The organism is Rhodococcus sp. NPDC003383 (genome assembly GCF_053589115.1).
Genome location: NZ_JBSFRG010000010.1, coordinates 91,249 through 117,791, shown reverse-complemented (window position 1 = coordinate 117,791; position 26,543 = coordinate 91,249). Strand labels below are relative to the sequence as shown.

The 26,543-nt window shown below is 69.7% G+C and carries 24 protein-coding genes and 1 riboswitch; of the genes, 9 read left to right on the top strand and 15 right to left on the bottom strand.

Going from position 1 to position 26,543, the window contains the following annotated elements:
• Nucleotide 1 precedes the first annotated feature (1 nt).
• From priA to ACWDTS_RS11675, 4 genes are all read right to left on the bottom strand, one after another.
• A complete protein-coding gene (gene priA / locus ACWDTS_RS11690; RefSeq protein WP_450110889.1) occupies nucleotides 2-736 on the bottom strand; it encodes a bifunctional 1-(5-phosphoribosyl)-5-((5-phosphoribosylamino)methylideneamino)imidazole-4-carboxamide isomerase/phosphoribosylanthranilate isomerase PriA in 735 nt (244 codons plus the stop codon).
• Nucleotides 737-889: 153 nt separating this feature from the next.
• A complete protein-coding gene (locus ACWDTS_RS11685) occupies nucleotides 890-2,515 on the bottom strand; it encodes an ABC transporter permease (protein WP_450110890.1) in 1,626 nt (541 codons plus the stop codon).
• Nucleotides 2,512-3,591, bottom strand: coding sequence for an ABC transporter substrate-binding protein (locus tag ACWDTS_RS11680; RefSeq protein ID WP_450118249.1), 1,080 nt, complete (start codon nucleotides 3,589-3,591; stop codon nucleotides 2,512-2,514). Before ACWDTS_RS11680 ends, ACWDTS_RS11685 begins: the two co-directional genes overlap by 4 nt.
• A gap of 53 nt (nucleotides 3,592-3,644) precedes the next feature.
• Nucleotides 3,645-4,718 (bottom strand): isopenicillin N synthase family dioxygenase, encoded by a 1,074-nt coding sequence (locus ACWDTS_RS11675; protein ID WP_450118227.1) that lies wholly within the window; start codon nucleotides 4,716-4,718, stop codon nucleotides 3,645-3,647.
• Nucleotides 4,719-5,019: 301 nt separating this feature from the next.
• Here ACWDTS_RS11675 and ACWDTS_RS11670 point away from each other — a divergent pair, with 301 nt between their 5' ends.
• Nucleotides 5,020-7,143, top strand: a complete 2,124-nt coding sequence (locus tag ACWDTS_RS11670) for a heavy metal translocating P-type ATPase (protein ID WP_450118226.1) — start codon at nucleotides 5,020-5,022, stop codon at nucleotides 7,141-7,143.
• A gap of 22 nt (nucleotides 7,144-7,165) precedes the next feature.
• Here ACWDTS_RS11670 and ACWDTS_RS11665 read toward each other — a convergent pair whose 3' ends face one another.
• Genes ACWDTS_RS11665 through hisD form a run of 7 tightly spaced genes read right to left on the bottom strand, consistent with a single transcriptional unit; the run spans nucleotide 7,166 to nucleotide 12,449 of the window.
• On the bottom strand, nucleotides 7,166-7,417 hold the full coding sequence (locus ACWDTS_RS11665; protein ID WP_197251336.1) for a hypothetical protein: 252 nt from the start codon (nucleotides 7,415-7,417) through the stop codon (nucleotides 7,166-7,168).
• Nucleotides 7,414-8,049, bottom strand: coding sequence for an imidazole glycerol phosphate synthase subunit HisH (hisH, locus tag ACWDTS_RS11660; protein ID WP_197251335.1), 636 nt, complete (start codon nucleotides 8,047-8,049; stop codon nucleotides 7,414-7,416). Before hisH ends, ACWDTS_RS11665 begins: the two co-directional genes overlap by 4 nt.
• On the bottom strand, nucleotides 8,046-9,188 hold the full coding sequence (locus tag ACWDTS_RS11655) for an MFS transporter (protein ID WP_248674918.1): 1,143 nt from the start codon (nucleotides 9,186-9,188) through the stop codon (nucleotides 8,046-8,048). The genes hisH and ACWDTS_RS11655 overlap by 4 nt, the downstream gene beginning before the upstream one ends.
• Nucleotides 9,189-9,211: 23 nt before the next feature.
• Nucleotides 9,212-9,367, bottom strand: coding sequence for a hypothetical protein (locus ACWDTS_RS11650; protein ID WP_231610203.1), 156 nt, complete (start codon nucleotides 9,365-9,367; stop codon nucleotides 9,212-9,214).
• Nucleotides 9,368-9,370: 3 nt separating this feature from the next.
• Nucleotides 9,371-9,985, bottom strand: coding sequence for an imidazoleglycerol-phosphate dehydratase HisB (gene hisB / locus ACWDTS_RS11645; protein ID WP_197251333.1), 615 nt, complete (start codon nucleotides 9,983-9,985; stop codon nucleotides 9,371-9,373).
• The gene (locus ACWDTS_RS11640) at nucleotides 9,982-11,124 is read right to left on the bottom strand and encodes a histidinol-phosphate transaminase (protein ID WP_450118225.1); all 1,143 of its coding nucleotides are present in this window, start codon (nucleotides 11,122-11,124) and stop codon (nucleotides 9,982-9,984) included. The genes hisB and ACWDTS_RS11640 overlap by 4 nt, the downstream gene beginning before the upstream one ends.
• Nucleotides 11,121-12,449, bottom strand: a complete 1,329-nt coding sequence (gene hisD, locus ACWDTS_RS11635) for a histidinol dehydrogenase (RefSeq protein ID WP_450118224.1) — start codon at nucleotides 12,447-12,449, stop codon at nucleotides 11,121-11,123. The genes ACWDTS_RS11640 and hisD overlap by 4 nt, the downstream gene beginning before the upstream one ends.
• A 142-nt stretch (nucleotides 12,450-12,591) precedes the next feature.
• On the opposite strand from hisD, the gene ACWDTS_RS11630 reads away from it, so the two are divergent.
• The 7 genes from ACWDTS_RS11630 (at nucleotide 12,592) to ctaD (ending at nucleotide 20,343) form a co-directional block, all read left to right on the top strand.
• Nucleotides 12,592-12,987, top strand: coding sequence for a helix-turn-helix domain-containing protein (locus ACWDTS_RS11630; RefSeq protein ID WP_450110894.1), 396 nt, complete (start codon nucleotides 12,592-12,594; stop codon nucleotides 12,985-12,987).
• A 174-nt stretch (nucleotides 12,988-13,161) separates the two neighbouring features.
• Nucleotides 13,162-14,850: a PHA/PHB synthase family protein gene (locus ACWDTS_RS11625; RefSeq protein ID WP_450110895.1), complete on the top strand. Its 1,689-nt coding sequence runs from the start codon at nucleotides 13,162-13,164 to the stop codon at nucleotides 14,848-14,850.
• An 86-nt stretch (nucleotides 14,851-14,936) separates the two neighbouring features.
• On the top strand, nucleotides 14,937-15,326 hold the full coding sequence (locus tag ACWDTS_RS11620; RefSeq protein ID WP_450110896.1) for a hypothetical protein: 390 nt from the start codon (nucleotides 14,937-14,939) through the stop codon (nucleotides 15,324-15,326).
• Nucleotides 15,327-15,404: 78 nt separating this feature from the next.
• Nucleotides 15,405-16,547: an alpha/beta fold hydrolase gene (locus ACWDTS_RS11615; protein ID WP_450118223.1), complete on the top strand. Its 1,143-nt coding sequence runs from the start codon at nucleotides 15,405-15,407 to the stop codon at nucleotides 16,545-16,547.
• Between the two features lie 5 nt (nucleotides 16,548-16,552).
• Entirely contained in the window at nucleotides 16,553-17,770 is a 1,218-nt protein-coding gene (locus ACWDTS_RS11610) for a glycoside hydrolase family 1 protein (RefSeq protein ID WP_450110512.1), read from the top strand.
• A 25-nt stretch (nucleotides 17,771-17,795) separates the two neighbouring features.
• A complete protein-coding gene (gene rhtB, locus ACWDTS_RS11605; protein WP_248674892.1) occupies nucleotides 17,796-18,428 on the top strand; it encodes a homoserine/homoserine lactone efflux protein in 633 nt (210 codons plus the stop codon).
• Nucleotides 18,429-18,630: 202 nt separating this feature from the next.
• Nucleotides 18,631-20,343, top strand: a complete 1,713-nt coding sequence (gene ctaD, locus ACWDTS_RS11600; protein ID WP_450110513.1) for an aa3-type cytochrome oxidase subunit I — start codon at nucleotides 18,631-18,633, stop codon at nucleotides 20,341-20,343.
• A gap of 48 nt (nucleotides 20,344-20,391) precedes the next feature.
• Here ctaD and ACWDTS_RS11595 read toward each other — a convergent pair whose 3' ends face one another.
• Entirely contained in the window at nucleotides 20,392-20,691 is a 300-nt protein-coding gene (locus ACWDTS_RS11595) for a DUF2470 domain-containing protein (protein ID WP_248674891.1), read from the bottom strand.
• A gap of 159 nt (nucleotides 20,692-20,850) precedes the next feature.
• On the opposite strand from ACWDTS_RS11595, the gene ACWDTS_RS11590 reads away from it, so the two are divergent.
• The gene (locus ACWDTS_RS11590; protein WP_450110473.1) at nucleotides 20,851-21,279 is read left to right on the top strand and encodes a CBS domain-containing protein; all 429 of its coding nucleotides are present in this window, start codon (nucleotides 20,851-20,853) and stop codon (nucleotides 21,277-21,279) included.
• A gap of 10 nt (nucleotides 21,280-21,289) precedes the next feature.
• Here the strand turns inward: ACWDTS_RS11590 and ACWDTS_RS11585 are convergent, their stop codons facing one another.
• The 3 genes from ACWDTS_RS11585 to thiC form a co-directional block, all read right to left on the bottom strand.
• Complete coding sequence (locus tag ACWDTS_RS11585; protein ID WP_450110474.1) at nucleotides 21,290-22,684, bottom strand: WS/DGAT/MGAT family O-acyltransferase; 1,395 nt, start codon at nucleotides 22,682-22,684, stop codon at nucleotides 21,290-21,292.
• Nucleotides 22,685-22,863: 179 nt separating this feature from the next.
• Nucleotides 22,864-24,537 carry an MDR family MFS transporter gene (locus ACWDTS_RS11580; RefSeq protein WP_450118222.1) on the bottom strand — a complete coding sequence of 558 codons (1,674 nt, stop codon included), beginning with the start codon at nucleotides 24,535-24,537 and terminating at the stop codon, nucleotides 22,864-22,866.
• Nucleotides 24,538-24,665: 128 nt separating this feature from the next.
• The gene (gene thiC / locus ACWDTS_RS11575; protein WP_450110476.1) at nucleotides 24,666-26,396 is read right to left on the bottom strand and encodes a phosphomethylpyrimidine synthase ThiC; all 1,731 of its coding nucleotides are present in this window, start codon (nucleotides 26,394-26,396) and stop codon (nucleotides 24,666-24,668) included.
• Nucleotides 26,395-26,504, bottom strand: a riboswitch (TPP riboswitch). (Overlaps the previous gene by 2 nt.)
• Nucleotides 26,505-26,543: the final 39 nt, after the last annotated feature.

Below are 26,543 nucleotides of genomic sequence, written 5' to 3'. Positions count from 1 at the left end.
CTCACCGAGAGACGGCGTCGAGCGCTTCGGCCAGGGTGAACCGTCCGGCGTAGAGCGCCTTGCCGACGATCGCACCCTCGACACCCTCGGGCACCAGTGTCGCGATCGCCCGCAGGTCGTCGACGGTCGAGATACCACCGGAGGCGACGACGGGCGCGTCGGTCGCGTTCGCCACCTCGCTCAGCAGATCCAGGTTCGGGCCGGTGAGGGTGCCGTCCTTGGTGATGTCGGTGACGACGAACCGGGAGCAGCCGTCCTGGTTGAGTCGCTCCAGGGTCTCCCACAGATCGCCGCCGTCGGAGACCCAGCCGCGGCCGCGCAGGCGCCACTGGCCGTCGATGAGCTTGACGTCGAGACCGACGGCGATGCGGTCGCCGTACTCGGCTATGGCGCGGGCACACCATTCCGGGTTCTCGATGGCGGCGGTACCGATGTTCACGCGGGCGCAGCCGGTCGCGAGGGCCGCGGCGAGCGTCTCGTCGTCGCGGATGCCACCGGACAGCTCGACCTTGACGTCGAGCTCACCGATCACACCGGCGAGGAGGTCCCGGTTGTCGCCGCGACCGAAGGCGGCGTCGAGGTCGACGAGATGCACCCACTCGGCTCCGGCGTTCTGCCATTCGAGGGCGGCGTCACGCGGCGAGCCGTAGCTGGTTTCGCTACCCGCCTCTCCCTGGACGAGGCGAACTGCTTCACCGTTGACGACGTCGACTGCAGGCAAAAGGACCAGGCTCACTGCGCCCACAATAGTGCCTGGTGCCCTCGACCCGGAAAACGTGCCGCGGTCGACACTGCCGCAGATCCAGAAGACAGCCGCGCGCGGCGGGCAGCGCGCTCCTGTCTATTCGCTCGGCGGCTCTGCGCCGCCCGCGGATGCGCGGCGATTCCGTCACTCCCCCATCCGCGCGAGCACCGTCGACTCGAGTGCCGAGACGAACGTGTAGGCGACGATCATCGTGCCGGTACACACCACGACGGCGGCCCACAGCTTGTCGTACGAGAAGGTCGTGGTCGCGCGGAGCATGAGGTACCCGATGCCCGTCCCGGTCGCGAGCCACTCGACCAGCAGCGCGCCGACGACGGCGGCCGGCACGGCGATGCGGGCGGCGGCCAGCAGCGCGGGCAGTGCGGCGGGCAGCTGTGCACCGACGAAGGTGCGCAGGGCGCTTGCTCCGGATACCGCGAACACGTCGGTGATGCTGCTGGGCACCGCCCGCACGGCGGCGAGTGTCATCACGAGCGTCGGGAAGAAGGTAACGGCGGCACAGATGAAGGCGGCGGTGAACAGCCCCCGGCCGAAGATGATCATGAAGACGGGGGTGAACACGCCCAGCGGCACCGACTGCAGGACGATCGCCGGCGGCATCATCACGTATTCGAGCGCCGGGAACCGCACGAACGCGGTCACGAGCGCCAAGGCCACCGCGGTCCCCGCGAGGTAGCCGACGGCGGCCGACGACAGCGTCTGCCCCAGCGCGCCGAACACCTCGGCCCGGTGCGCGGTCGCGTCGTCGCCGGTGAGCAGGTAGCGGACGACGTCGTCGGGGGTCTTGGCGACGAACGAGCTGAGGTCGAACAGTTCGACGGCCGCCCACCACGCCCCGATCATGACGACCACCGACCCCACGAACCCGCCCGCGAGTCCGAGCAGCCCGACGCGGTGCCCGGCGGCGCCGGTCGTCCCGACCGTCACCGAGGACGCGGAGACGGTGCGCGTCCACGGTGACGTCACGCGGTTCACCAGCGCGGGAAGCGCATAGGCGATGCCCGCGACGGCGGTCGCCGCGAGCGCGAGCGCCCACGTGCGGGGCACCTGCAGTTGCTGCTGGGCCGTCATCATGGCGGGACCGAGACCGTCGGAGCCACCGAGATATTCACCGATGATGGCGCCGAGCACGGCGGCGGGTCCGGCGATGCGCAGACTGGCCAGCACGCTCGGAAGGCTCGCCCGCAGCCGCGCGAAACGCAGTTGCGCGCCGCGGCCGCCGCCGGCCGCGCGGACGACGTCGAGCACGGCCGGGCTCACCGATCGCAGGCCGACGAGCGCCCCCACCACGGTGGTGAGCACCACCCCGAGGGACGCGACCACGATCTTCGGGGCGTCCCCGTCGAGCAGCACGTACAGCACGGGCCCGATCGCCAGGACCGGCAGGAACGACACGATCGCGGCGATCCGCAGCACGAACGATTCCAGCCGCGGCACCAGCACGACCAGTCCGGCCGCGGCGAGCGCGACGACGTTGCCGGCCAGCCAGCCCGCCGCCGCGATCCGCACGGTCGCCGCGGTGTTGGCCGCGATCAGCGCACGGTCGTCGACGAACGCGCCGAGAACCGCTGCCGGGGTGGGAAACAGTGCCGGGCGCAGCAGCGCCAGACCCGTCCACACCAGTAGGAGAACAGCGAATCCCACTGTGCCCGAGATCAACCTGCGGTCGACCCGGAACGTCCTGCTCCGATGCGCCGGGACCGCCGTTGGGGTTTCGGTGACGGGCCGGGCGGCGGTGGCGGTACTCATCCCTCGACGTCGGCGAGCGCCGTCGCCAATTCGGGTCGGGCCGCGTAGATCTCGGCGAGCAGCGACAGATCGAACAGGTCCTCGGCGGTGATGTCGAGGCCGGAGTCGGCGAGGGTGGCGATGTTCTGCGCGACGAGTTCGTCGGTGACCGTCATGATCCCGGACCGGCGGGTGTCGCCGGTGACGACGAGCCCGGTCTGGACGTGGGCGATCTCGCTCTGCACGGCGGCGTCGAGACCGAGATCCGGTGCGTATTGCTCGATCGCGATGGTCGCCGCCCGGTCGGGATCCTTGATCGCGGCGATCCAGCCTTCGATCTCGGCGGTCAGGCAGGCGATCACGTCGGCGCGCCGATCCCCCGCGAGCGACGACTCGTCGGCTACGTACACCTGCGCGACGAGGGGGTAGCCGTGGTCGGCGAGCAGCAGCGTCGTGACGGCGTGCCCGGCCGCGGCGAGGGTCACCGGTTCGTTGGTCACGAACGAGAACCAGCCGTCCACCTCGCCCGCGGTCAGCGGGGTGGGATCGAACTGGACGGGAACGGTCCGGACGGAGGCCGGGTCGATGCCGGCGCCGGCGAGGAATGCGGCCCAGACGGTTTCGTTGACCGCCTGGACACCGATGGTCTTGCCGACCATGTCCTGCGGGGTCCGGATCGGCGAGGAGGCGAGGGACGTGACGCAGTAGGGGTTCTTCTGGTACAGCGCACCGACGATCTTGACCCCGGCGCCGCCGTTGAGGCGCGCGGTCGCGACCTGGTCGGGGGACGACGCCACCCCGATCAGCGCCTTGCCGACCGCCACGTCGATAGGTGTCGGGGTCGCGGTGGGTCCGCCCTCGACGAGCTCCACGGTGTCGAAACCCTGTGCGGCGTAGAACCCGTCGGCGATCGCCAGGTAGGTGCCGGCGAACGAGACGCCGTGGGTGTACGAGAGACGGAACGTGAGCGAGCGCGAGCCGTCGGAGCCGCCGGCGGATTCGCCGTCGCTGCCGGAGCAGGCCGCCAGCAGGGCGGATCCTCCGCCGAGCAGCACGAGACCGCCCAGCGAGCGGGCGAGGAAGGCACGTCGGTGCATGGTCGTCAAAATGATTCTCCTGGGGAGTGCGTGCGGCCGGGTTGCGTCACCGGTCAGGCGGTGAGTCCGACGACCTTGTATTCGAGGTATTCGCCGGAATGCACGGCCTCGTGGGCGATCGGGGTGTCGGCGTCGGTGCACGACGGCAGGCACTCGATGATCGTGGACCAGTTCGGGGTGTGGAAGAACGGCATCGAGACGCGCTCGCGCTCCCACTTCTCCTGCGGCGGGGTGAGGATGCGGTGGCGGGTGGAGACCCAGCGGTCGTTGGTCCAGATCGCCATGAGGTCACCGATGTTGACGACGAAGGAGTTCTCGACGAACGGCACGTCGACCCATTCCCCGGTCGACCGATCGACGACCTGCAGGCCGCCCTCTTCGTCTTGGTACAGGATCGTCAGCGTGCCGGAATCGGTGTGCGGGAATTTGCGGTACTGTCCCTCGGCCGGCGGTGTGGTGATGGGCGGGTAGTAGTTCGCGCAGAGGTTGGTCAGGTGGTTGTCGAACATCCCGTCGAAGAAGTGCTCGTCGAGGTCGAGTCCGAGCGCGAAGAACCGCATCACCTCGAGGGCGAGGTGTTCGAGCTCGGCGTAGTACGCGAGCCAGCTGGGCCGGAAGTCCTCGAGACCGGGCAGGTCGGGCCAGCGGTTGGGACGCGACCACACCTCGTATCCCTCGGCGAGTTCGGCGGGATCGGCGATGCCGGGTTCACCGGCGCGGTTCATAGTGAACAGCTCGCACAGGTCGGGCGGCGAGTCCAGGCGGGTCGCGAAACCATCGGCGCTGGCCCCGTCGCGGCCCGGGGTGCTGGCCCGGCCCTCGTGGAACAGGCGCAGCCCCCGCAGCGTGACGTCGCCGGGCGGCGCGGCGAGATGCCGACGCTGCTCGAGCGGCACGTGGAAGAAGTCGCGGGTCACGCTCAGCACCCGGTCGATGAGCGCCCGGTCGATGCCGTGGCCGGAGATCACGAAGAATCCCGAAGTGCTGCAAGCCTTGTCGAGGGCACGTCCGACGGCCGCGCGCGCCTGCGGATCCCCGGTCAACGCCCGGGACAGGTCGATCTGCGGGATGTACCCGTCGATGAGGACGGGGTCGTCGGAAACGGTCGAAACGTTCGAATCAGTCACAGGGATCATCGAACGGGACGAAGATGACGGCTTGCGTCCGTCAGGTAAATGATTCGTTACCGATGCAACAGAAACGCCGGCGCGGGCGCCTCGATGCAGTCGCCGACCGAGGAGACAGCGGCGCGCTGCATGCCGCGCGCGGCTGTCTGCTGGGTCGGCGGGTGTCGGGCGGGGTCGTGGGAGCCGTCGATCATCACCCTTGCCACATACCCCCTGGGGGTATACCGTCGGTTGTGGCAAACCCCCATGCGGGTACAAGACCAGCAAGAGGTCCACCTTCGTCCAGCCCGGAGAGGTGCCCATGCACAACCACCAGCCCGAGAGCGAACCCGGCGCCACGAAGACGACTCTGCTCCCGGAACCACACGCCGGTCACGCCGGTCACGACGCGCACACCGCCGACGCCGCACACGGCCGTCACGATCGGCACGCGGGACACGGGGCCCACGGGGAGATGTTCCGGCGACGATTCTGGATCAGCCTCGTGTTGTCGGTGCCGGTCGTCGCGTTCAGCCACATGGTCGCCGAACTGTTCGGCTACACCCTCCCGCACGCCCCCTGGGTCGCGTGGATTCCGCCCGTGCTGGGCACGGTGATCTTCGTCTACGGCGGCATGCCGTTCCTCACCGGCGGCTGGGCCGAGCTGCGGTCCCGGCGGCCGGGGATGATGCTGCTGATCGGGATGGCGATCAGCGTCGCGTTCGTCGCCTCGTGGGTCACCACGCTCGGCCTGGGCGGCTTCGACCTCGACTTCTGGTGGGAGCTGGCGCTGCTGATCGTCATCATGCTGCTCGGCCACTGGCTCGAGATGCGCGCGCTGGGTTCGGCGTCCGGCGCACTCGAGGCGCTCGCCGCGATGCTGCCGGACACCGCCGAGAAGATCACCGACGACGGCACCCGCGAGGTGCCGCTGGACGAATTGACGGTCGGCGACCTGGTTCTCGTGCGGGCCGGAGCGCGAGTGCCGGCGGACGGCAACATCGCCGACGGCCGCGCCGAGGTCGACGAATCGATGATCAGCGGCGAATCCAAACCCGTCGTCCGGCAGGTCGGCGACACCGTCGTCGCCGGCACCGTCGCCACCGACAGCTCCCTGCGGGTACGTGTCACCGCAGTCGGCGAGGACACCGCTCTGGCGGGTATCCAGCGGATGGTCGCCGACGCACAGGCCTCGTCGTCCCGCGCGCAGGCCCTGGCCGACAAGGCCGCGGCGTTCCTGTTCTACTTCGCCGCGGTCACCGGCGCGCTCACCTTCGCGGTGTGGACGCTGCTCGGCAACCTCGACGAGGCGGTGGTGCGCACCGTCACCGTGCTCGTCATCGCCTGCCCCCATGCCCTGGGTCTGGCGATCCCGCTCGTGATCGCGATCTCCACCGAACGCGCCGCGCGGGCAGGGGTTCTGGTGAAGGACCGCCTGGCGCTCGAACGCATGCGCACCGTCGATGTGGTGCTGTTCGACAAGACCGGCACCCTCACCCAGGGTCGCCATCAGGTGACCGGCATCGCGCCCGCCACGGGTGTCACGGACGAGGAGCTGCTCGCCGTGGCCGCCGCGGTCGAGGCCGACAGCGAACACCCGGTCGCGCGGGCCGTCGTCGCGGCGGCGGAGGACCGTGTGCCCCACGACGCGCGGGTCACCGCCACCGACTTCCGGTCGCTGCCCGGCCGCGGAGTGAGCGCCGTCGTCGACGGTGTGGAGGCGACGGTCGGTGGACCGGCGATGCTGCGCGACCTGCAGCTCTCGGTGCCCGACGAGGTTGCCGCCGTCACCGGCGGATGGGTGCAGCGCGGCGCCTCGGTGCTGCACGTCGCGCGCGGCGCGCAGGTGCTCGGCGCGGTCACGCTCGAGGACGCGGTGCGCGACGAGTCACGCCGGGCGATCGAGGCCCTGCACGCCCGCGGGGTGCGGGTCGCGATGATCACCGGCGATGCACAGCAGGTCGCCGATGCCGTCGCCGCCGACCTGGACATCGACGAGGTGTTCGCCGAGGTGCTACCGGAGCACAAGGACGCGAAGGTCACCGAACTGCAGCAGCGCGGCCACCGGGTCGCGATGGTCGGCGACGGCGTCAACGACGCACCCGCCCTCGCTCGCGCGGACGTCGGTGTCGCGATCGGCGCGGGCACCGACGTCGCGATCGAATCCGCGGGGGTCGTGCTGGCTGCGGACGATCCGCGGGCGGTGCTGTCGATCATCGAACTGTCGCGTGCCGGCTATCGGAAGATGTGGCAGAACCTGGTGTGGGCCACCGGCTACAACATCGTCGCGGTGCCGCTCGCCGCCGGCGTGCTGGCCTTCGCCGGGGTGGCGATCTCCCCCGCGGTGGCCGCGATCCTCATGTCGGTGTCCACCATCGTGGTCGCGCTCAACGCCCAGTTGCTGCGTCGCCTCGATCTGGATCCGGCCCGCCTGTCGCGTCCGTGAACCACCCCGCGGCGTGGTCCGGCTAGCTGCGATCGTCCCCGCGCCCGTAGGCCCGGCGCGTCATCCGCGTCGAAACGACACCCATCGCGGCGATGGCGCCGGCGATGCCGACGAGGACGATGATCAGCCCGACGACCGGACCCGGCTGCAGCACGATCATCAGCACGGTGACGAGCGCGAGCACCGCGGTTGCCGAACCGACGACCGCGAGCGCCAGCTTCCCCAGCGGCAGATCCTTGCGTGGATCGTCGCCTCGGCCGCCGGCGCCGGTCACAGGCTGCCGACCCAGTTGCGCAGCAATGCCGCGCCGGCGTCTCCGGACTTCTCCGGGTGGAACTGCGTCGCCGACAGCGGGCCGTTCTCCACGGCGGCGAGGAACCTGACGCCGTGCTCGGCCCACGTGAGCTTCGGCGGGGCGATGCGTTCGGGTTCGGGCAGTTCCCACACCTGCGCGGCGTAGGAGTGCACGAAGTAGAAGCGGGTGTCGGCGTCGAGGCCGGCGAACAGCACCGAGTCGGCGGGGGCTTCGACGGTGTTCCAGCCCATGTGCGGCAGCACCGGGGCGTCGAGGCGGGCGACCGTTCCCGGCCATTCGCCGCAGCCCTCGGTCTCGACGCCGTGCTCGACACCCTTCTCGAACAGGACCTGCATGCCCACGCAGATGCCGAGGACCGGCCGGCCTCCGGCCAGGCGGGTTCCGATGAGCTTCTCGCCCCCGACGGCCCGCAGGCCCTTCATGCACGCGTCGAACGCGCCGACGCCAGGGACGACGAGGCCGTCCGCGTTGAGCGCGACCTTCGGGTCCGCGGTGACTTCGACGTTCGCTCCGGTGCGGGCCAGTGCCCGGGCAGCCGAATGCAGGTTGCCGGAACCGTAGTCGAGAAGGGCGACGTTCTTTGCGCTCATGGGTTCGATTCTATGGGTCGTGGTTTCGGGTCGGACGGCCCGGCAAGGCGGGCCAGGAGGGGAAGGACCGGAACGAGCACCGCGGCGATCGCGAAGGCCGCCGGGTACCCCGCGGCGGTCGCGAGTGCGCCGAGCAGAAACGCGCCGATGCCAGCACCGGCGTCGAAGCCGATGTTCCAGGCGGCACTCGCGGATCCGATGTGGCTTGGGCCGGCGCGACGGAACGCGACGAGCAGCGCCTCGTTCTGCACGATGCCGAAGCCGAGACCGAAGCATGCCGCCGCGCCGATCAGCGCAGGCGCGCCGGCGCGGTCGTCGGCGACGAGCGCGAACGGCACCATCGCGATCGCGGCGAGCGCCAAGCCGATCGGCAGCAACCGGCCCGCACCGATCCGGTCGGCCAGCGATCCCGCGCCGAACCGCCCGACGAGCGTGGACGCGCTCAGCGTGGCGAGGGCGATCGGCACCGGCAGGCCCACCGCCGCGATCTGCAGCAGCGACGTCAGGCCGCCGTAGGCGATGGCGCCGGCACCGATCGCCACGGTCGGCAGCAACAGTGCGAGCAGCGGAGGCCGGCCGTGCGTGGCGCCGGCGGCGGGTCGGACCCGCGGCAACCGTGCGGCGGCCACGAGCCCGAGTGTGGGCACGAGCGCACCGAGCACGAACACCGGTGCGGTCGAGAACCTTTCGGCCAGGAACAGGCCCAGCGGCAGACCGATCATCTGCGACGCGGCGATCGCGATGCCGAGGGCGCCGGTGGCGCGGCCCAACTGCCGGGCCGGGGTCAGTTCCGCGACCAGCGCGGCCGCGGCCACGGTGATCATGCCGAAGCCGATGCCGCGCACCGCCGAGATGCCCAGCACCACCGGCGGCGCGGTCGAGGCGAGCAGCCCCAGCGACGGCAGACCGAGCAGCAGGCACCCGGCGATCAGCAGTTGCCGATGTCCCCGGGCGCGCATCAGCTTCGGCATGGCCAGCTGGGTGAGCACCGTGGTCGCCATGAACACCGTCGTCACCGATCCGGCGAGCGTGTCGCTGCCTCCCGCCTGCGCGATCGCCCACGGGACGACGGGCAACAGCAACGAGAATCCGCCGAACGCGGCGGCCGCGAGAGCCCAGGACGCGAGAAGGCCACGGATGCCGAGCAGGCCCGGCGCAGCCGTCACAGCAACCTCAGGATCCCGGCGATCGCGGCGAGCAACGTCAGGGCCAGCAGCACCCCGGCGAACAGCTGGTTGCCGGCTTTCCATGCCGACCACGTTCCCCCGGCGGCCAGCCCTGCGACCAGGAAGCAGCCGTAGGTCAACAGGACATCCATCGGCTACAGGCTGCCCTTGGTCGACGGGATGCCGCTGACCCGCGGGTCCGGTTCGACGGCCTCGCGCAGCGCCCGCGCCACCGCTTTGAACTCGGCCTCGGTGATGTGGTGCTGGTCGCGGCCGTACAGCACGCGCACGTGCAGCGCGATACGGGCGTGGAACGCGAACGACTCGAACACGTGCTTGTTGATCACCGTGGCGTAGGGCACGCCCGGGTAGCCGCCGATCACCGAGTGCACCATGTAGTCCGGTTCCCCGGTGTGCACGCAGTACGGCCGTCCCGACACGTCCACCGAGGCGTGCGCGAGGGTCTCGTCCATGGGGATGAAGCAGTCACCGAAGCGGCGGATGCCGCGCTTGTCGCCGAGGGCCTGGTTGAACGCCTGGCCGAGCACGATCGCGGTGTCCTCGACGGTGTGGTGCGCCTCGATCTCGACGTCGCCCTTCGCGTGGACGGTCAGGTCGAAGGAACCGTGCTGGCCGAGCGCGGTGAGCATGTGGTCGTAGAACGGGATACCCGTCGAGATGTCGGTGCGGCCGGTGCCGTCGAGATTGATCTCGACGCTGATGCTCGACTCCTTGGTCGTGCGTTCGACCTTCGCGATCCGGTCGCTCATCGGGTTCCCTCGATTTCCGTTGCGGCGAGTTGCTCACTCACGCGCAACAATTCGTCGTTCTCGTGTGCCAACCCGATGGTGGTGCGCAGGTAGCCGGGGATGCCGACGTCCCGGATGAGCACGCCTTCGTCGAGGTAGCGCTGCCAGGTGGCGGGGGCGTCCGCGAACCGGCCGAACAGGATGAAGTTGGCGTCCGACGGGATCACCTCGTAGCCGAGGCGCGCCAGTTCCGCGGCGACGCGGATGCGCTCGGCGGTCAGTGCCGCGACCGACCCGAGCGTCTCCTCGGCGTGCCGCAGCGCCGCCCGGGCGGCGGCCTGGGTGATCACCGACAGGTGGTACGGCAGTCGCACCAGCAGCAGTGCCTCGACGACGGCGGGCGCCGCGGCGAGGTAGCCGAGGCGACCCCCGGCGAACGCGAACGCCTTGCTCATGGTGCGCGAGACGATGACCTTCGCCGGATACTCGTCGATCAGCGCGAGCGCGCTCGGCACCGCGGAGAACTCTGCGTACGCCTCGTCGACGATGACGATGCCCGGTGCGGCCTCGACGATCACCCGCAACTGGTCGAGCGGGATGCTGTGCCCGGTGGGGTTGTTCGGGCTGGTGACGAACACGACGTCGGGCTTACGGTCCCGGATCGCCGCGACGGAGGCCTCGATGTCGAGGGTGAAATCGTCGCGCCGGTAGGTCGCCAGCCACTCGGTCTGGGTGCCGTCGGAGATGATCGGGTGCATCGAGTACGACGGCACGAAGCCCATCGCACTACGGCCCGGCCCACCGAACGCCTGCAGGATCTGCTGCAGGATCTCGTTGGACCCGTTTGCCGCCCACAGGTTTTCGACACCCACTGCGACACCGGTCTGCCGGGTCAGGTAGGCGGCGAGGTCGGTGCGCAGGGCCACGGCGTCGCGGTCCGGGTAGCGGTGCAGCTCACGCGCCGCCTCACGCACGGCCTCGGCGACGTCGTCGACGAGCGCCTGCGTCGGCGGGTGCGGGTTCTCGTTGGTGTTCAGCTGCACCGGCACCGTCAACTGCGGTGCGCCGTAGGCGGATTTGCCGCGCAGGTTCTCGCGCAGGGGCAGGTCGTCGACGGTGATGCGGCTGCCGGGCACGGTCCCGGTCTGTGCGCCGCTCATCGCAGAGCCTCGAAACGCAGACGCACGGCCTCACCGTGGGCGGGCAGGTCCTCGGCGTTCGCGAGGGTGATGACGTGCCCGGCGACGTCCTGCAGCGCTTCGCGGCTGTAGTCGACGACGTGGATGCCGCGCAGGAAGGTCTGCACGCTCAGCCCGGACTGGTGGCGCGCGCAGCCGGCGGTGGGCAGCACGTGGTTCGATCCGGCGCAGTAGTCGCCGAGGCTGACCGGCGCCCACGGCCCGACGAAGATCGCGCCGGCGGCGCGGACCCGCGCGGCCACCTCGGAGGCGTTCTCGGTCTGGATCTCGAGGTGCTCGGCGGCGTAGGCGTTGACGACCTGCAGGCCCTGCTCGAGATCGTCGACCAGGACGATGCCGGACTGGCTGCCGGACAGCGCGGTCGTCACACGTTCGCGGTGCTTGGTGATCTCGAGCTGCGCGGCGAGGGCGGCGTCGACGGCGTCGGCCAGGTCGGTGCTGGTGGTGACCAGGACCGAGGCGGCCATCACGTCGTGTTCGGCCTGGCTGATCAGGTCGGCGGCCACGTGCACGGCGTCGGCGGTGTGGTCGGCGAGGATCGCGATCTCGGTGGGCCCGGCCTCGGCGTCGATTCCGACGACGGCCCGGCACAGCCGCTTGGCGGCGGTGACGTAGATGTTGCCGGGACCGGTGATCATGTCGACGGGGGCGAGCTCGGTCGCGGCGTCGTCGACGTCGGTGCCGCCGTAGCTGAGCAGCGCGACGGCCTGGGCGCCGCCGACGGCCCACACCTCGTCGACGCCGAGCAGCGCGGCCGCGGCGAGGATGGTCGGGTGCGGCAGACCGTCGAAGTCCTTCTGCGGCGGCGAGGCGATGACGAGCGATTCGACGCCGGCGGCCTGGGCCGGGACGACGTTCATCACGACGGACGACGGGTAGACGGCGTTGCCGCCGGGCACGTACAGGCCGACGCGCTCGACCGGCACCCAGCGTTCGGTGACGGTGCCGCCGGGCACGACCTCGGTGACGGTGTCGGTGCGGCGCTGATCGGCATGGACGAGGCGGGTGCGGGTGATGGCGACCTCGAGGGCCGCGCGCACGGCGGGGTCCAGTTCGGCGAGCGCCCGGGCGATCGCGGCCTGCGGTACGCGTACCTGCGCGGGGCGCACGCCGTCGAACTTCTCGCTGTAGTCGAGGGCGGCGACGGCTCCGCGGTCGCGGATGTCGTCGACGACGGGACGGACGTGATGCAGCACCGCGTCCACATCCACTCCGCCTCGGGGCAGGGCGCCCCTCAGCTCCGCAGTGGTGGGGGTACGACCGCGCAGGTCGGTGCGGGCAAGCATGAGGTGTCCTCTCTCGTAGAACAGGGATCTGTTCCATTATCCGCGATACACGCAAACGAGTTGTCGGCCGGTCGCCCGGCGGCGCGGCGTCCCCGCCCCGGCGGCACCGATTCCGGGCTGCGGCGGTCCTATGCTGGGCGGCATGGACGACGACGCATCGCACCCGGCCACCCTGGGTGAGCTGATTCGCCGCCAGCGCGAGCTCGCCGCACTGCCGATGCGGCAGCTGGCCGCGATGGTGGGAATCTCGAACCCGTATCTGTCGCAGATCGAGCGGAATCTGCGGGCGCCGAGCGATCGGGTGCTCAATGCCATCGCCGAGCAGCTGCACCTGTCGGCGGACACCCTGACGGCCCAGGTCGCCTCCCCCGACGCGGCCAAGGAATCCGCAGTGCTGCAAGCGATCCGGGAGGATCCGGATCTGACCAACCCGCAGCGCCGGTCGCTGGAGGAGATGTACGAGGCGTTCCGAGAGGTGACCGTCGCCAAACGGAGACGGGGCATTCGGGACGAGTCGGACGAATCCCCGACAGCGTGACGTGATTCACATCTGAAACAAGTTCTACGACCGCGTCACAGCCCCTCGCAGGTCGGACGAGTGCCCGTGTGCCGTGTCACTACCTGCAGTGACCATGTACCTCGAAGTAAGGTGCGCGTCCCTGCGGTCCGTGTCACCCTCGGGCATCCCCCAACCATGACCTGAGGTGAGTCCGTGCTCGACCATGTGCACAAGAAGTTGAAGTCCAGCCTCGATCCGATCGGCTGGGCACCCGCCGTCGCGTCCGTGGCCGGACGCGCCGTCCGCAATCCGCAGAAGGTCGCCTCGGCGACCACCGGATACACCACGCGCCTGGCCAAGATCCCCGCCGCCGCCACCCGCGTGTTCAACGAGGCCGACCCGCAGCCGCCGCTGCCCGTCGATCCCCGGGACGGGCGGTTCAGCAACGCCGCGTGGAAAGAGAACCCCGCCTACTTCTCGCTGCTACAGAGCTACCTGGCCACCCGCGAGTACGCGCTCGAGCTCACCGAAGCCGGCGCCGGTGACCCGCTGCAGGACGGCAAGGCCCGTCAGTTCGCGAACCTGATGTTCGACGCCCTCGCGCCGTCGAACTTCCTGTTCAACCCCGCGGTGCTGACCCGCGCGCTCGAGACCGGCGGCGCGAGCCTGCTGCGCGGCGCCCGGTACGCCCTCGACGACCTGACCAACCGGGGCGGCCGGCCGCTGAAGGTCGACGTCGACGCCTTCAAGGTCGGCGAGAATCTCGCGGCGACGCCCGGCAAGGTCGTCTACCGCAACGATCTGATCGAGCTGATCCAGTACGCGCCGCAGACCGAGCAGGTGCACGAGATCCCGATCCTGGCGGCGCCGCCGTGGATCAACAAGTACTACATCCTCGATCTCGCGCCCGAGCGCAGCCTGGTCGAGTGGGCGATCCGCCACAACCGCACCGTGTTCATGATCTCGTACCGCAATCCCGACGAGTCCATGCACGACGTGACCATGAGCGACTACTACGCCCAGGGCATCGCGTCGGCGCTGGACGTGGTCGAGGAGATCACGGGATCGTCCCGCATCGAGGTGCTCTCCATCTGCCTCGGTGGCGCGATGGCCGCGATGGCCGCCGCGCGGTTGGCGGCCGAGGGCGACCGCCGCATCTGCGCGCTGACCATGCTCAACACCCTGCTCGACTACCGCGACGTCGGCGAACTCGGATTGCTGACCGATCCGGCCACCCTCGACAACGTCGAGTTCCGGATGCGCGCCCAGGGCTTCCTGTCCGGCCACGAGATGTCCGGCAGCTTCGACATGATCCGGGCCAAGGATCTGATCTTCTCGTACTGGGTATCGCGGTGGATGAAGGGTGAGAAGCCGACGGCCTTCGACATCCTCGCCTGGAACGAGGACAGCACCCGCATGCCCGCGGCCATGCACTCGCACTACCTGCGAACCCTCTACGGACGCAACGAACTCGCCGAAGGCGTGTACGAACTCGCCGGCAAGACACTGGATCTGGGCGACATCCGGTGCGACACGTACATCGTGGGCGCGATCAACGACCACATCGTGCCGTGGACGTCGTCGTACGAGTCGGTGCGGCTGCTCGGCGGCTCGGTCCGGTTCGTGCTGTCCAACGGCGGTCACATCGCGGGAGCGGTGAATCCGCCGGGGGCGAAGTGCTGGTTCGAGGCGGTCGGCGCACCCGACGCGGAAACCCCTGCCGCCCTTCCCGATTCGGCGCAGGACTGGAAGGAACGCGCCACCCGCACCACGACGTCGTGGTGGGAGGACTGGGCCGTGTGGTCCGGTTCGCGGGCCGGCGCGCTGGTCGCACCGCCGTCGATGGGCAGCACGGCACATCCGGCGCTGTGCGACGCACCGGGCACCTACGTCTTCGGATGACGCTCGGGTAGCGCGTTAGCAATCATCGTGCTAACTTGCTAACAGCGTCGTTCGAGGCGCTTCCACCACCGACAGAAGGACTCGTTATGACCTCCCCCAAGACCACCAACGCCGCCAAGGTCGCCACCGACGCCGCCTCCAAGGCCGCCACCGACGCGACCGACGCCGCCCAGAAGGTCGCCGCCTCCGCCACCCAGGCCGCCACCCGCGCCACGGAGGAGCTGAGCAAGGCCGTCGACGACACCACCGCCCGCGTGAACGACTTCAACGGCAAGATCGTCGACGCCGCCAAGCAGAGCGGCAACCTGGCCGTCGACACCTACGAGAAGACCGTCTTCAGCCTTCTCGACCTGCAGGAGAAGTTCGCCGAGGCCACCCCGATCGAGTGGGTCGCCGACCTCGCGAAGGCACAGGTCTCGTTCGCCCGCGAACTGACCGCCACCACCGCCACCACCGCCCGCGACCTCCTCAAGTGAGGCCCGTGCGCACCGTCCTCGCATCGAAGGACGGGAAACGCGCACCGGCTCCCGAGCCGCAGGCTTAGGGTGCGCGGCATGGATGCCGTATCACCCGCCGCGATCGCCGCGGCCCCGTTCCGCATCGGGGCCGCGGCGATCGCCGGTTGGAGCGCCTATCTGCTCGGTCTGGCCCGGCGCGGTGCCGGTCCGCTCGACATCGTCGACGACGCCACCGCGTTCGTGAACGTCCTCACCGACCGCGACCGGCCCGGCTGGGCCCATCCGTGGCCCGTGGCCCTGCAGTGGCCGCTCGCGCGGCTGCGGGACTGCACCGTCGCATCACCGTCGGCGGCCGGGACCGTGCCCACCCTGCTCCTGCCACCGCAGGCCGGCACCGATTCGTGCATCGTCGACCACTCCACCGAACGCAGCCAGATCGCGGCGCTGCACGCCGGCGGACTGACCCGGCTGTACTGCCTGGACTGGCTACCCGCGACGGCCGAGACCGACGGCGACTCGATCGACGAACATCTGGCCGTCGTCGCCGAGGCGGTGGCCCACCTCGGCGGACGGGTCAATCTCATCGGTGACAGCCAGGGCGGGTGGCTCGCCACCGTGTACGCGGCGCTGCACCCCGACGAGGTACACACGCTGACCGTCGCGGGAGCCCCGATCGACTTCCACGCCGACCGGCCGGGACTCGGCCTGCTCGGCCACCTGCCCCGCAGGATGGGCGCCGCCGCCGCGGCCCTGGTCTACGACACCGGGCACCTGTTCGGCGTCCACCTCACCGACCCCGTCGGCGAGGTGCAACGGGCGATGGACCTGCTCGGCGGGCTCGACGACCCCGAGGTGATCGCGCGGATCACCGAGCAGCGCCGCTGGTTCGTGTGGCGCCAGCCGATCCCCGCCGCGTTCCGGGACTGGATCGTCGAGCACCTCGTGGTGGGCAACGAACTGGCCCGCGGGGAACTGGTGATCGGCGGGCGGCGCGTCGACCTCACCGAGATCGACTGCCCTCTGGTTCTGCTCGCCGGTACCGGCGACCTGCTGGCCCCGCCCGCACAGGTGCACGCCCTGGCCGCGCTCGTGGGCACCGCACCCGAACGGATCGCCCTGCACACCGTCGAGGACGGGCACATCGGGCTGTTCGTCGGGCGCCGGGTCCTGGCCGAACAGTGGACCCCGATCGCGTCCGCCGTCGCAGCGCAGTCCGGATCGGCAGCGGGGTTCGGGTGAACCGGGTGCGGGCGGCGGTCGTCGCGGTCGCGCTGATCCTCACCGCGTCGATCCTGCCCACAACGGCCGCAGCGGCACCGACCGAGTTGGCACCGACCGAGTTGGCACCGACCGAGTTTCTGTGGGGCGTCTCCTCGTCCGGCTTCCAATCCGAGGGCTCGTCGCCGGACAGCAACTGGTCGCGCTACTCGGCCTCGGGCCGCACCCGCGACCCGATCGGTGCCGCCGTCGACTTCCGCCACCGCTATCGCGAGGACATCGCGCGCGCCGCCGACCTCGGGGTGGACGTGTTCCGGTTCTCCGTCGAATGGGCCCGGGTCCAGCCGCGGGCAGATCACTGGGACGAGACGGAGTTCGCGTACTACGACGACGTGGTCGCCGCGATCCGGGAGCACGGCATGACGCCGATGATCACCCTGGACCACTGGGTGTATCCCGGGTGGATCGCCGACCGCGGCGGCTGGGCCGATCCCGGCACGGTCGCGGCCTGGCTGGCCAACGCCGAACGGGTGGTCGCCCGGTACGCGAGCGTCGGGGCGCTGTGGGTCACCGTCAACGAACCGACGATCTACGTGCGGCAGGAACTCACCTTCGGCGGGTTGTTCCCCACCGACGTCCCCCGCATGTTCGACGGGCTCGTCGCCGCGCACCGCGGTGCGTACGAGCTGATCCACCGGCACGATCCGGACGCGAAGGTCACCTCGAACGTCGCGTACATCCCCGGCGCCCAGTCCTACCTGGACACGTTGTTCCTCGACCGCGTCCGCGACCGCCTGGACTTCGTCGGGGTCGACTACTACTACGGGGTGGAGCCCGGCAATCTCACCGCGATCCACGCCGCGTTCGACGACTTCGCGGCGGTGCGCCCGCATCCGCAGGGGCTGCACGACGCGCTGATGGACTACACCCGGCGGTATCCGGGGCTGCCGCTGTACGTCGTCGAGAACGGTATGCCCACCGCCGACGGGGCGCCGCGTCCGGACGGCTGGACCCGCTCCCGGCACCTGCGCGAGCACGTCGCCGCGGTGGCCCGCGCGATCGACGACGGCGCACCGGTGTTCGGCTACAACTACTGGTCGCTCACCGACAACTACGAATGGGGCTCGTACACGCCACGGTTCGGGCTCTACACGGTCGACGCCCGCACCGATCCGACACTGGCCCGCCGCCCCACCGACGGCGTCGAGGCCTATCGCGCGATCATCGGCGGCGGCGCACCCTAGATCTGCGCTGTCCTAGAATCGTGCGATGACCTGGCAGATGTGGCTCGCCTTCCTCGGCGCGGCGTGGGTGATCAGCCTGTCCCCCGGCGCCGGGGCCGTCGCGTCGATGTCCTCGGGACTCGCGCACGGCCTGCGCCGCGGCTACTGGAACATCCTCGGTCTGCAACTGGGTCTGCTGCTGCAGATCGCGGTGGTCGCCGCGGGCGTCGGCGCCGTCCTGGCCCGGTCCGCGACCGCGTTCACCGTCATCAAGTGGTTCGGCGTCGCGTATCTCGTGTATCTCGGAATCCGGCAGTGGCGGGCCCGGCCCACCGAAACCGAGGCCGAGACGCCGACGCGGGGCGCGTCCGCGCCGGCGCTGGTGCTGCGGGGCTTCCTCGTCAACGCCTCGAATCCGAAGGCCGTCGTCTTCATGCTGGCGGTGCTGCCGCAGTTCCTGGAACCGGCGGCGCCGCTGTTGCCGCAGTATCTGGCGATCGCGGCGACCATGGTCGCCGTCGACGTCGTCGTGATGACCGGCTACACCGGTCTGGCCGCGCGCGTGCTCACCCTGATGCGGTCCCCGCGGCAGCAGTCGATCACCAACCGCGTGTTCTCCGGACTGTTCCTGACCGCGGCTGCGTTCCTGGCGACGGTGCGCCGCGCCGCGACGGTCTGACCCGCCCCCCGAAAGCCCCGCGAGCGCCGGCGGAACGGGGTTACGCTGGCCCGGACCAGCCAACTGCCGGTCGTCCGGTACCGGGTGTCGGTACCCGCGTCCGAACCTCTCGGTGGTGCACGACTCGGCCGTTCTCGGACGGCGGACCGGAGGCATCGTGAATCCAGTGGTGACCGCACCCGCGCCCCGCGCGACGCGTCCCATGCCCGCGCGTTATCACCTCAAGGGCTCGGTGCTCTACAAGCTGATGACCACGACCGATCCCAAGGACCTCGGGATCATGTACATGGTCACTTCGTTCGGGTTCTTCCTGGCCGGCGGCCTGATGGCAATGCTGATGCGCGCCGAACTCGCGGTCCCGGGCATGCAGTTCCTGTCGAACGAGCAGTACAACCAGTTGTTCACCGTGCACGGCGGCGTGATGCTGCTGATGTACGCGACGCCGATCGTGTTCGGTTTCGCGAACTACATCCTGCCGTTGCAGATCGGCGCCCCCGACGTCGCGTTCCCGCGTCTGAACGCCCTGAGCTACTGGCTGTACCTGTTCGGTGCGCTGATCGTCGTCTCGTCGTTCATCACCCCGGGCGGCGCCCCCGACTTCGGCTGGACCTCCTACACCCCACTGTCCGACGTGACGCACACGCCCGGCGTCGGCGCGAACCTGTGGGTGATGGGTCTGGCCATCATGGGTCTGGGCACGATCCTCGGCGCCGTGAACATGACCACGACGGTCGTGTGCCTGCGGGCCCCCGGCATGACCATGTTCCGGATGCCGATCTTCACCTGGAACATCCTCATCACCAGCGTGCTGATCCTGCTGGTGTTCCCGCTGCTCACCGCCGCGTTCATGGGGCTGTTCGTCGACCGGGTGCTGAACGGGAACGTCTACGACCCCGCCACCGGCGGGGTGATCCTGTGGCAGCACCTGTTCTGGTTCTTCGGGCACCCCGAGGTGTACGTGGTGGCGTTGCCGTTCTTCGGCATCGTCTCGGAGATCTTCCCGGTCTTCTCCCGCAAGCCGATCTTCGGGTATTCGGGTCTGGTGTACGCGACGATCGCGATCGCGGCCCTGTCTATCGCGGTGTGGGCGCACCACATGTACGCCACCGGCGCCGTGCTGCTGCCGTACTTCTCGTTCATGACGTTCCTCATCGCCGTCCCGACCGGCGTGAAGTTCTTCAACTGGATCGGCACGATGTGGAAGGGTCAGCTCACCTTCGAGACCCCGATGCTGTTCTCGGTCGGGTTCATCATCACGTTCCTCTTCGGTGGCCTGACCGGCATCATCCTCGCGAGCCCGCCGATGGACTTCCACCTGCACGACTCGTACTTCGTGGTCGCGCACTTCCACTACGTGCTCTTCGGCACCATCGTGTTCGCCACCTACGCGGGCATCTACTTCTGGTTCCCGAAGATGACCGGCCGGATGCTCGACGAACGCCTGGGACGGTGGCACTTCTGGCTGACGTTCATCGGCTTCCACACCACCTTCCTGGTGCAGCACTGGCTGGGCAACGAGGGCATGCCGCGTCGCTACGCCGACTACCTGCCCACCGACGGCTTCACCACGCTGAACAGCATCTCATCCGTGGGCGCGTTCATCCTCGGCGCGTCGACGCTGCCGTTCCTGTGGAACGTCTTCAAGAGCTACCGGTACGGCCAGGTCGTCACGGTCGACGACCCGTGGGGTTACGGCAACTCGCTCGAGTGGGCCACCTCCTGCCCGCCGCCGCGGCACAACTTCACGGAGCTGCCGCGCATCCGTTCGGAGCGTCCGGCGTTCGAGCTGCACTACCCGCACATGTCGGATCGGATGCGCGCCGAATCGCACGTCGGCTGGGGCAGCGGCAGCCACGAGGTCACCGAAGGAGCGAACCTCCAGGATCTCGCCGACCGCACGCCGAAGGAATACTGACCGCCCGCGATCGTGGAGTACCGACCGCCCGCGGTCAGGGTTGTCGAGTCAGTGCTCGGCGGGCGCGACGCCGAGTCGCTCGCACGCCGCGTGGTAGAGCGCCACCACCGCGCCACGGATCGCCGCCCGGTCGCCGGCCGGTTCGAGCCACGGCACCCGCACGATCCGCTCGTCGCCGTCGCCGGTGGTCAGCTGCCACTGCCCCGCCTCGGCGTCGAGACCGATCATGCGCGCCGCCGTGGCGGTGGGCTCCGCGAAGGCACGGACGATCAGCAGGTTGTCGTCGGCATGGTCGTCGTTCATGTGTCCGGTCACGGCAGCAACGACGTCGGCATCGAATCGAGTCACGGCGAGGAGCCTAGCGAAGCCGAAACCGGCGCAGACAGCCGCGCATCGGTCACGAGTCGGTAAAGACCCCGGGGCGGGTCGCGACCCTGGCATACGCTCGATGTCTGCCGATGCTGGACGCGGGCGGATAACGGAAAAGCGGATGGATCGGAGATCCGGATGCGAATCGCGGATGTGCTGCGCAACAAGGGCCGGAACGTGGTGACCGTGCCCCCGACCGCGACGGTCGGGGAGGTTGTCGAAGTCCTGGCCACCCGAAACCTGGGTGCCCTGGTCGTCCTCGAGGACACCGCCCCGATCGGCATCGTCACCGAACGCGACGTGGTCCGGCTGATCCACGTGCACGGCCCCGGCGTCCTCGATGCACGCGTCTCCGACGTGATGACCACGGCGATGTACACGTGCCTGCCGAGCGACAGCGTCGACAGTCTCGCCGAGACCATGACCGAGCGGCGGATCCGGCACCTGCCCGTGCTCGTGGACGGGCACCTCGCGGGCATCGTCAGCATCGGCGACATCGTCAAGAGCCGCATCGACGAACTGCAGGCCGAACGCGACCAGCTCGAGTCGTACATCGACCACGGCTGACGACCACCGCCTACGCCGGGGCCCCCACCTCGTAGGCAGCCTCGAGCGCCTCGAGTTCCGCGCCGAGATGATCGAGCAGTGGATGCAACTGCCGGATGCTGCGCCCGCACGACGTGAGACCGAACGCGATCTCGCCGTCGGTGCTCGTGCACGTGATGTTCAGCGCCTGCCCGTCGACCGGCACCGACAGCGGATACAGGGCGTCGACGCGGCAACCGTTCCAGTACAACGGATCCGTGGGACCGGGCACGTTCGAGACGATCACGTTGAACGGTGGCCGCGGCAACGCCCGGTTCCCGGTGAGCACCCCCACCGCGAGCGGCGCGATGCCCAGGGCACTCGCCGCGAGCCGCGACACCGTCGACATCCCTTCCATCGACTGCTTGCCCTCGGCCATCGAGTCCCGGACGGCCTTCAGGCGGGCATGCGGGTCCGCGAGGTGGGTAGCGATATTGCACATGAGGACGCCGACGTCGTTGCCGCCCGGATCCTTGTCCTTGCGCAGCGACACCGGGACCATCGCGATGAGCGGATCGTCGGGCAGGGCGTCGTGTTCGAGCATGAACGTGCGCAGCGCGCCCGCCGACATCGCGAGCACCACGTCGTTGACGGTGGCATCGGCAGCCTTCGCGACCATCTGCACGCGTTCGAGCGGCCACGAGCGGGCCGCGAACCGGCGTGCCCCCGCGATGGGCACGTTGAACATGCTGTTCGGCGCGGACAGCGACATCGACCCACCGCGGTCGTGCAGCGCCCGATCGACGGTCCCCACCAGCGCCGGCACGATCCCGACGGCCTCCGCGACGGTCGCGCGCACCGCGCGGACGATCGCGCCGGGCAGGTCGATGGCGGTGCCGACCGCGGACCTCGCCGGGTTCGAGCGGTCCACGGTGCCCCACGGCGCCGGCATCCCGGTCTCGCACGGATCGGGGGAGAGCACCCGCCGCAGCAGTTTCATCGCGCCGACACCGTCGGCGAGGGCGTGGTGGATCTTGACGTAGATCGCGTACCTGCCGTCGGCCAGCCCCTCGATCAGGTAGATCTCCCACAGGGGCCGGGACCGGTCCAGGACGGTGCTGTGCAGGCGCGACACCAGCTCCCACAGCTCGTCGATACCGCCCGGTCGCGGCAGGGCGTTGAAGCGCACGTGGTGGTCGAGATCGAAGCGAGGATCCTCCTCCCACGCCCACTGCCAGAGCGTGGACAGCGACCGCACCGCGCGGCGGCGCCACAGCGGCGCCACAGCGTCGTCGCGGGACAACGCCTCGACGAACAGAGCTCGAACGTCCTGATCGGTGGCGCCCTCCGGTGGCTGCAGCAGCAGCAGTCCCCCGACGTGCATCGGATGCTCACGGGACTCGCCGAGCAGGAACATCGAATCGGTCGGTGACATCGGTAACCGCATTCGGTTTCTTTCCGCTACCCGCCACGCGAGAGCTCACTTCGGGGTGAGCCCCCTGCAGCTCACCGGAAAAGCACCCGCAGTGAGAGCGATCACATCGGGTGCTCTCCAAAGTTCTACGTGATGAACCACCGGGATCGCCACCGTTCGAACGACCGATCTGATGCACTGCGAATGCATGTTCAGTTACCGGTGTCCGTGGCCCGGGCCGCGGCGAGGCCGGAATCGGGTCGCAGCGGTACCTCCCGCCAGAGCAGCACCAGCACGACCGTCACCACACCGACGACCGAGGTCACGAGGAAGACCGTGTCCATCGCGTCGGCGAACCCGTCGGCGAGCGGTCGCGCGAGAACCGGGTTCAGCCGCTGCACGATCGAACTGTCCCCGAGCACCGATTCGAGCGCACCCGGATCCCGTTCGAGCACACCGCGGGCGAACGACGCGTCGACCGGATCACCCCCGCGCGTCGCCGCGGTCAGCGCCGACCGGAAACCGGGATCGGCGGCCGCGGCGGCCAGACGCTCGGCGATCGCGGAAGTGACTCGGGCGAACAGGATCGACAGGAACACCGCCACCCCGAGGGTGCCGCCGATCTGCCGGAAGAACGTGGCCGCCGCGGTGGACACCCCCATGTCCTGCGGTGGCAACGCGTTCTGCAACGCGAGGGTGATCGGCTGCAGGAGATTGCCCAGGCCGAACCCGAGGATCGCCATGTAGGCCATCACGAGCGCCAGCGCCGTGTCCGTGGCGATCGTGTGCAGCAGGAACATGCCGACGGTGAGCATCGCCGATCCGATGATCGGGTAGATCCGGTAGTGCCCGGTGCGCGCGATGAGCTGGCCCGAGAACACCGAGCCGGTCATGATGCCGAGCACCATCGGGATCATCTGCAGCCCGGCGACCGTCGGTGACGATCCACGCACCACCTGCAGGTACTGCGGCAGCAGTGAGATGCCTCCGAACATCGCGGTGCCGACGAGCAGCGAGATCAGCACACCCAGCGCGAACGTGCGATTGCGGAAGAACCGCATCGGGATCAGCGCCGCGTCCTTCATTCCGATCTCGACGGCGACGAACACCGCCACCCCGACACCGCCGACGAGATAGCAGCTCACCGCCGGGCCGCTGCCCCAGCCCCATTCGCGGCCCTGTTCGGCGACGACGAGCAGCGGCACCACCGCGACGACGAGCGCCAGCGCACCCCACCAGTCGATGCGGATCGCCCGGCGCTGCGCGGGCAGCCGCAGATTGCGGGCCACCACCACGAGGGCGAGCACCCCGACGGGAACGTTGACCAGGAACACCCACCGCCAGCCCGTGATACCGAGCAGGCTGCCGGTCCCGGCGAAGAAACCGCCGAGGACCGGACCGAGCACGCTGGAGACGCCGAACACGGCGAGGAAATACGCCTGGTATTTGGCACGTTCGCGAGGCGCGAGGATGTCGCCGAGAATCGCCAGCGCCAGCGACATCAGGCCGCCGGCGCCGATGCCCTGGATCGCCCGGAACGCGGCGAGCATGTACACCGAGGTGGCGAACGAGCACAGCAGCGAACCCAGCAGGAACACGGAGATCGCCGTCAGGTACAGCCGGCGTCGCCCGTAGATGTCGGACAGCTTGCCGTACAACGGCGTCGTGATCGTCGCGGTGACGAGATACGCCGTGGTGACCCACGCCTGCAGCGCATAGCCGTTCAGGTCGTCGGCGATCGTCCGGATCGCGGTGGCGACGACGGTCTGATCGAGGGCGGCCAGGAACATCCCCAGCATCAATCCGCTGAGGATGGAGAGGATCTCGCGGTGCGTGAACGCGACCGATGCGGCCGGGTCGGCACGGTCGCGGTCGGTGCCCGTCACCGTTCCACTCTGTGCCCGGCCCGGCCCGTCGGCAAGTACCACCTGTCGTCAGCGGCGTGACCTCGCCGGACACGCCCGGCGTGCTCGCCGACCCGACCCTGCCGCCGTCCCGTTCCGCCGGCGAACCCTCAGGGGGACGGGACGGCGGGTGTCTCGAGGTAGACCGTGCCGCCGGCGGCCCGGAACTCGGCGGATTTGTGCTGCATCCCGGCGACGACCGCCTGCTCGGTGGCATCACCGAACCGGTCCCGGATGTCCTGGGAGATGCGCATGGAGCAGAACTTCGGCCCGCACATCGAGCAGAAGTGCGCGGTCTTGGCCGGTTCGGCCGGCAGCGTCTCGTCGTGGAACTCCTCGGCGGTCTCCGGATCCAGGGACAGAGCGAACTGGTCCCGCCACCGGAACTCGAAACGCGCCTTCGACAACGCGTCGTCACGCTCGGCGGCACCGGGATGACCCTTGGCGAGGTCCGCGGCGTGGGCGGCGATCTTGTACGTGATCACCCCGGTCTTCACGTCGTCCCGGTTCGGCAGTCCCAGATGCTCCTTCGGCGTGACGTAGCACAGCATCGCCGTGCCGTAGCGGGCGATCTCGGCGGCCCCGATCGCGGAGGTGATGTGGTCGTAGCCCGGGGCGATGTCGGTCACCAGCGGGCCCAGGGTGTAGAAGGGCGCGCCGTGACACAGCTTCTGCTGCCGCTCCACGTTCTCCCGCACCAGGTGCAGCGGGACGTGGCCGGGCCCCTCCACCATGACCTGCACGTCGTGGGCCCAGGCGCGGGCGGTCAGCTCGGCGAGGGTGTCCAGCTCGGCGAACTGGGCGGCGTCGTTGGCGTCGGCGATCGACCCGGGCCGCAGCCCGTCACCGAGGGAGAAAGCGACGTCGTAGCGGGCGAAGATCTCGCAGAGCTCGTCGAAGTGGGTGTAGAGGAAATTCTCCTCGTGGTGGGCCAGGCACCACCCGGCCATGATCGACCCGCCCCGGGAGACGATGCCGGTGACCCGCTCGGCGGTCAGCGGCACGTAGCGCAGCAGTACCCCGGCATGGATGGTCATGTAGTCCACGCCCTGTTCGCACTGCTCGATCACGGTGTCGCGGAAAATCTCCCAGGTCAACGCCTCCGCCTGCCCGTTGACCTTCTCCAGGGCCTGGTAGATCGGCACCGTGCCGATCGGCACCGGGGAGTTGCGGATGATCCACTCCCGGGTGGTGTGGATGTCCTCGCCGGTGGACAGGTCCATCACGGTGTCCGCGCCCCAGCGGGTGGCCCAGCGCATCTTGTCCACCTCCTCGGCGATGGAGCCGGTCACCGCCGAGTTGCCGATGTTGGCGTTGATCTTCACCAGGAACGCCCTGCCGATGATCATCGGCTCGGACTCGGGATGGTTGATGTTGGCCGGGATGATCGCCCGCCCCGCCGCCAGTTCGGTGCGTACCAGTTCCACATCGCAGTTCTCCCGCAATGCCACGAACCGCATCTCCTGGGTGATGATCCCGGCCCTGGCGTAGTGCATCTGCGTGACCGTCCGGCCCGCCTTCGCCCGCACCGGGACGCGGCGGGGGCCTTTCCACTCCCGGGACGCCTCACCACGCCGGGCGGCCGAGCGACCGTCGTCGAGCAGATCCCGTTCCCGGCCCGGGTACTGCTCGACGTCGCCGCGAGCGGCGATCCAGGAGGCCCGTGCCGGCGGGAGCCCGACCTCCGGGTCGCTGCCGGGACCCTCGGTGCGGTAGACCCGCAGTGGCGGGTTCGGGACCCCGCCCGGGGAGTTCTCCAAGCGGATTTCCGTGACGGGAACGTGGAGGTCGTGTTCCTCGTCGTGGACATGGGTCAGGGCATGGGGGTTCGATGCGCTCATCGGAACTGTGCCTACTTCCTTCGCCGGCATTACCCGGACAGGTTCGACGGTCGCAGGCTGCGTCAGCCCGATCTCAGCCCCTGCAATAGGGCTCCCGTGTGGACGGCACCGACACTAACACCGTTGCCGGCCCGGGTATCCCACCAG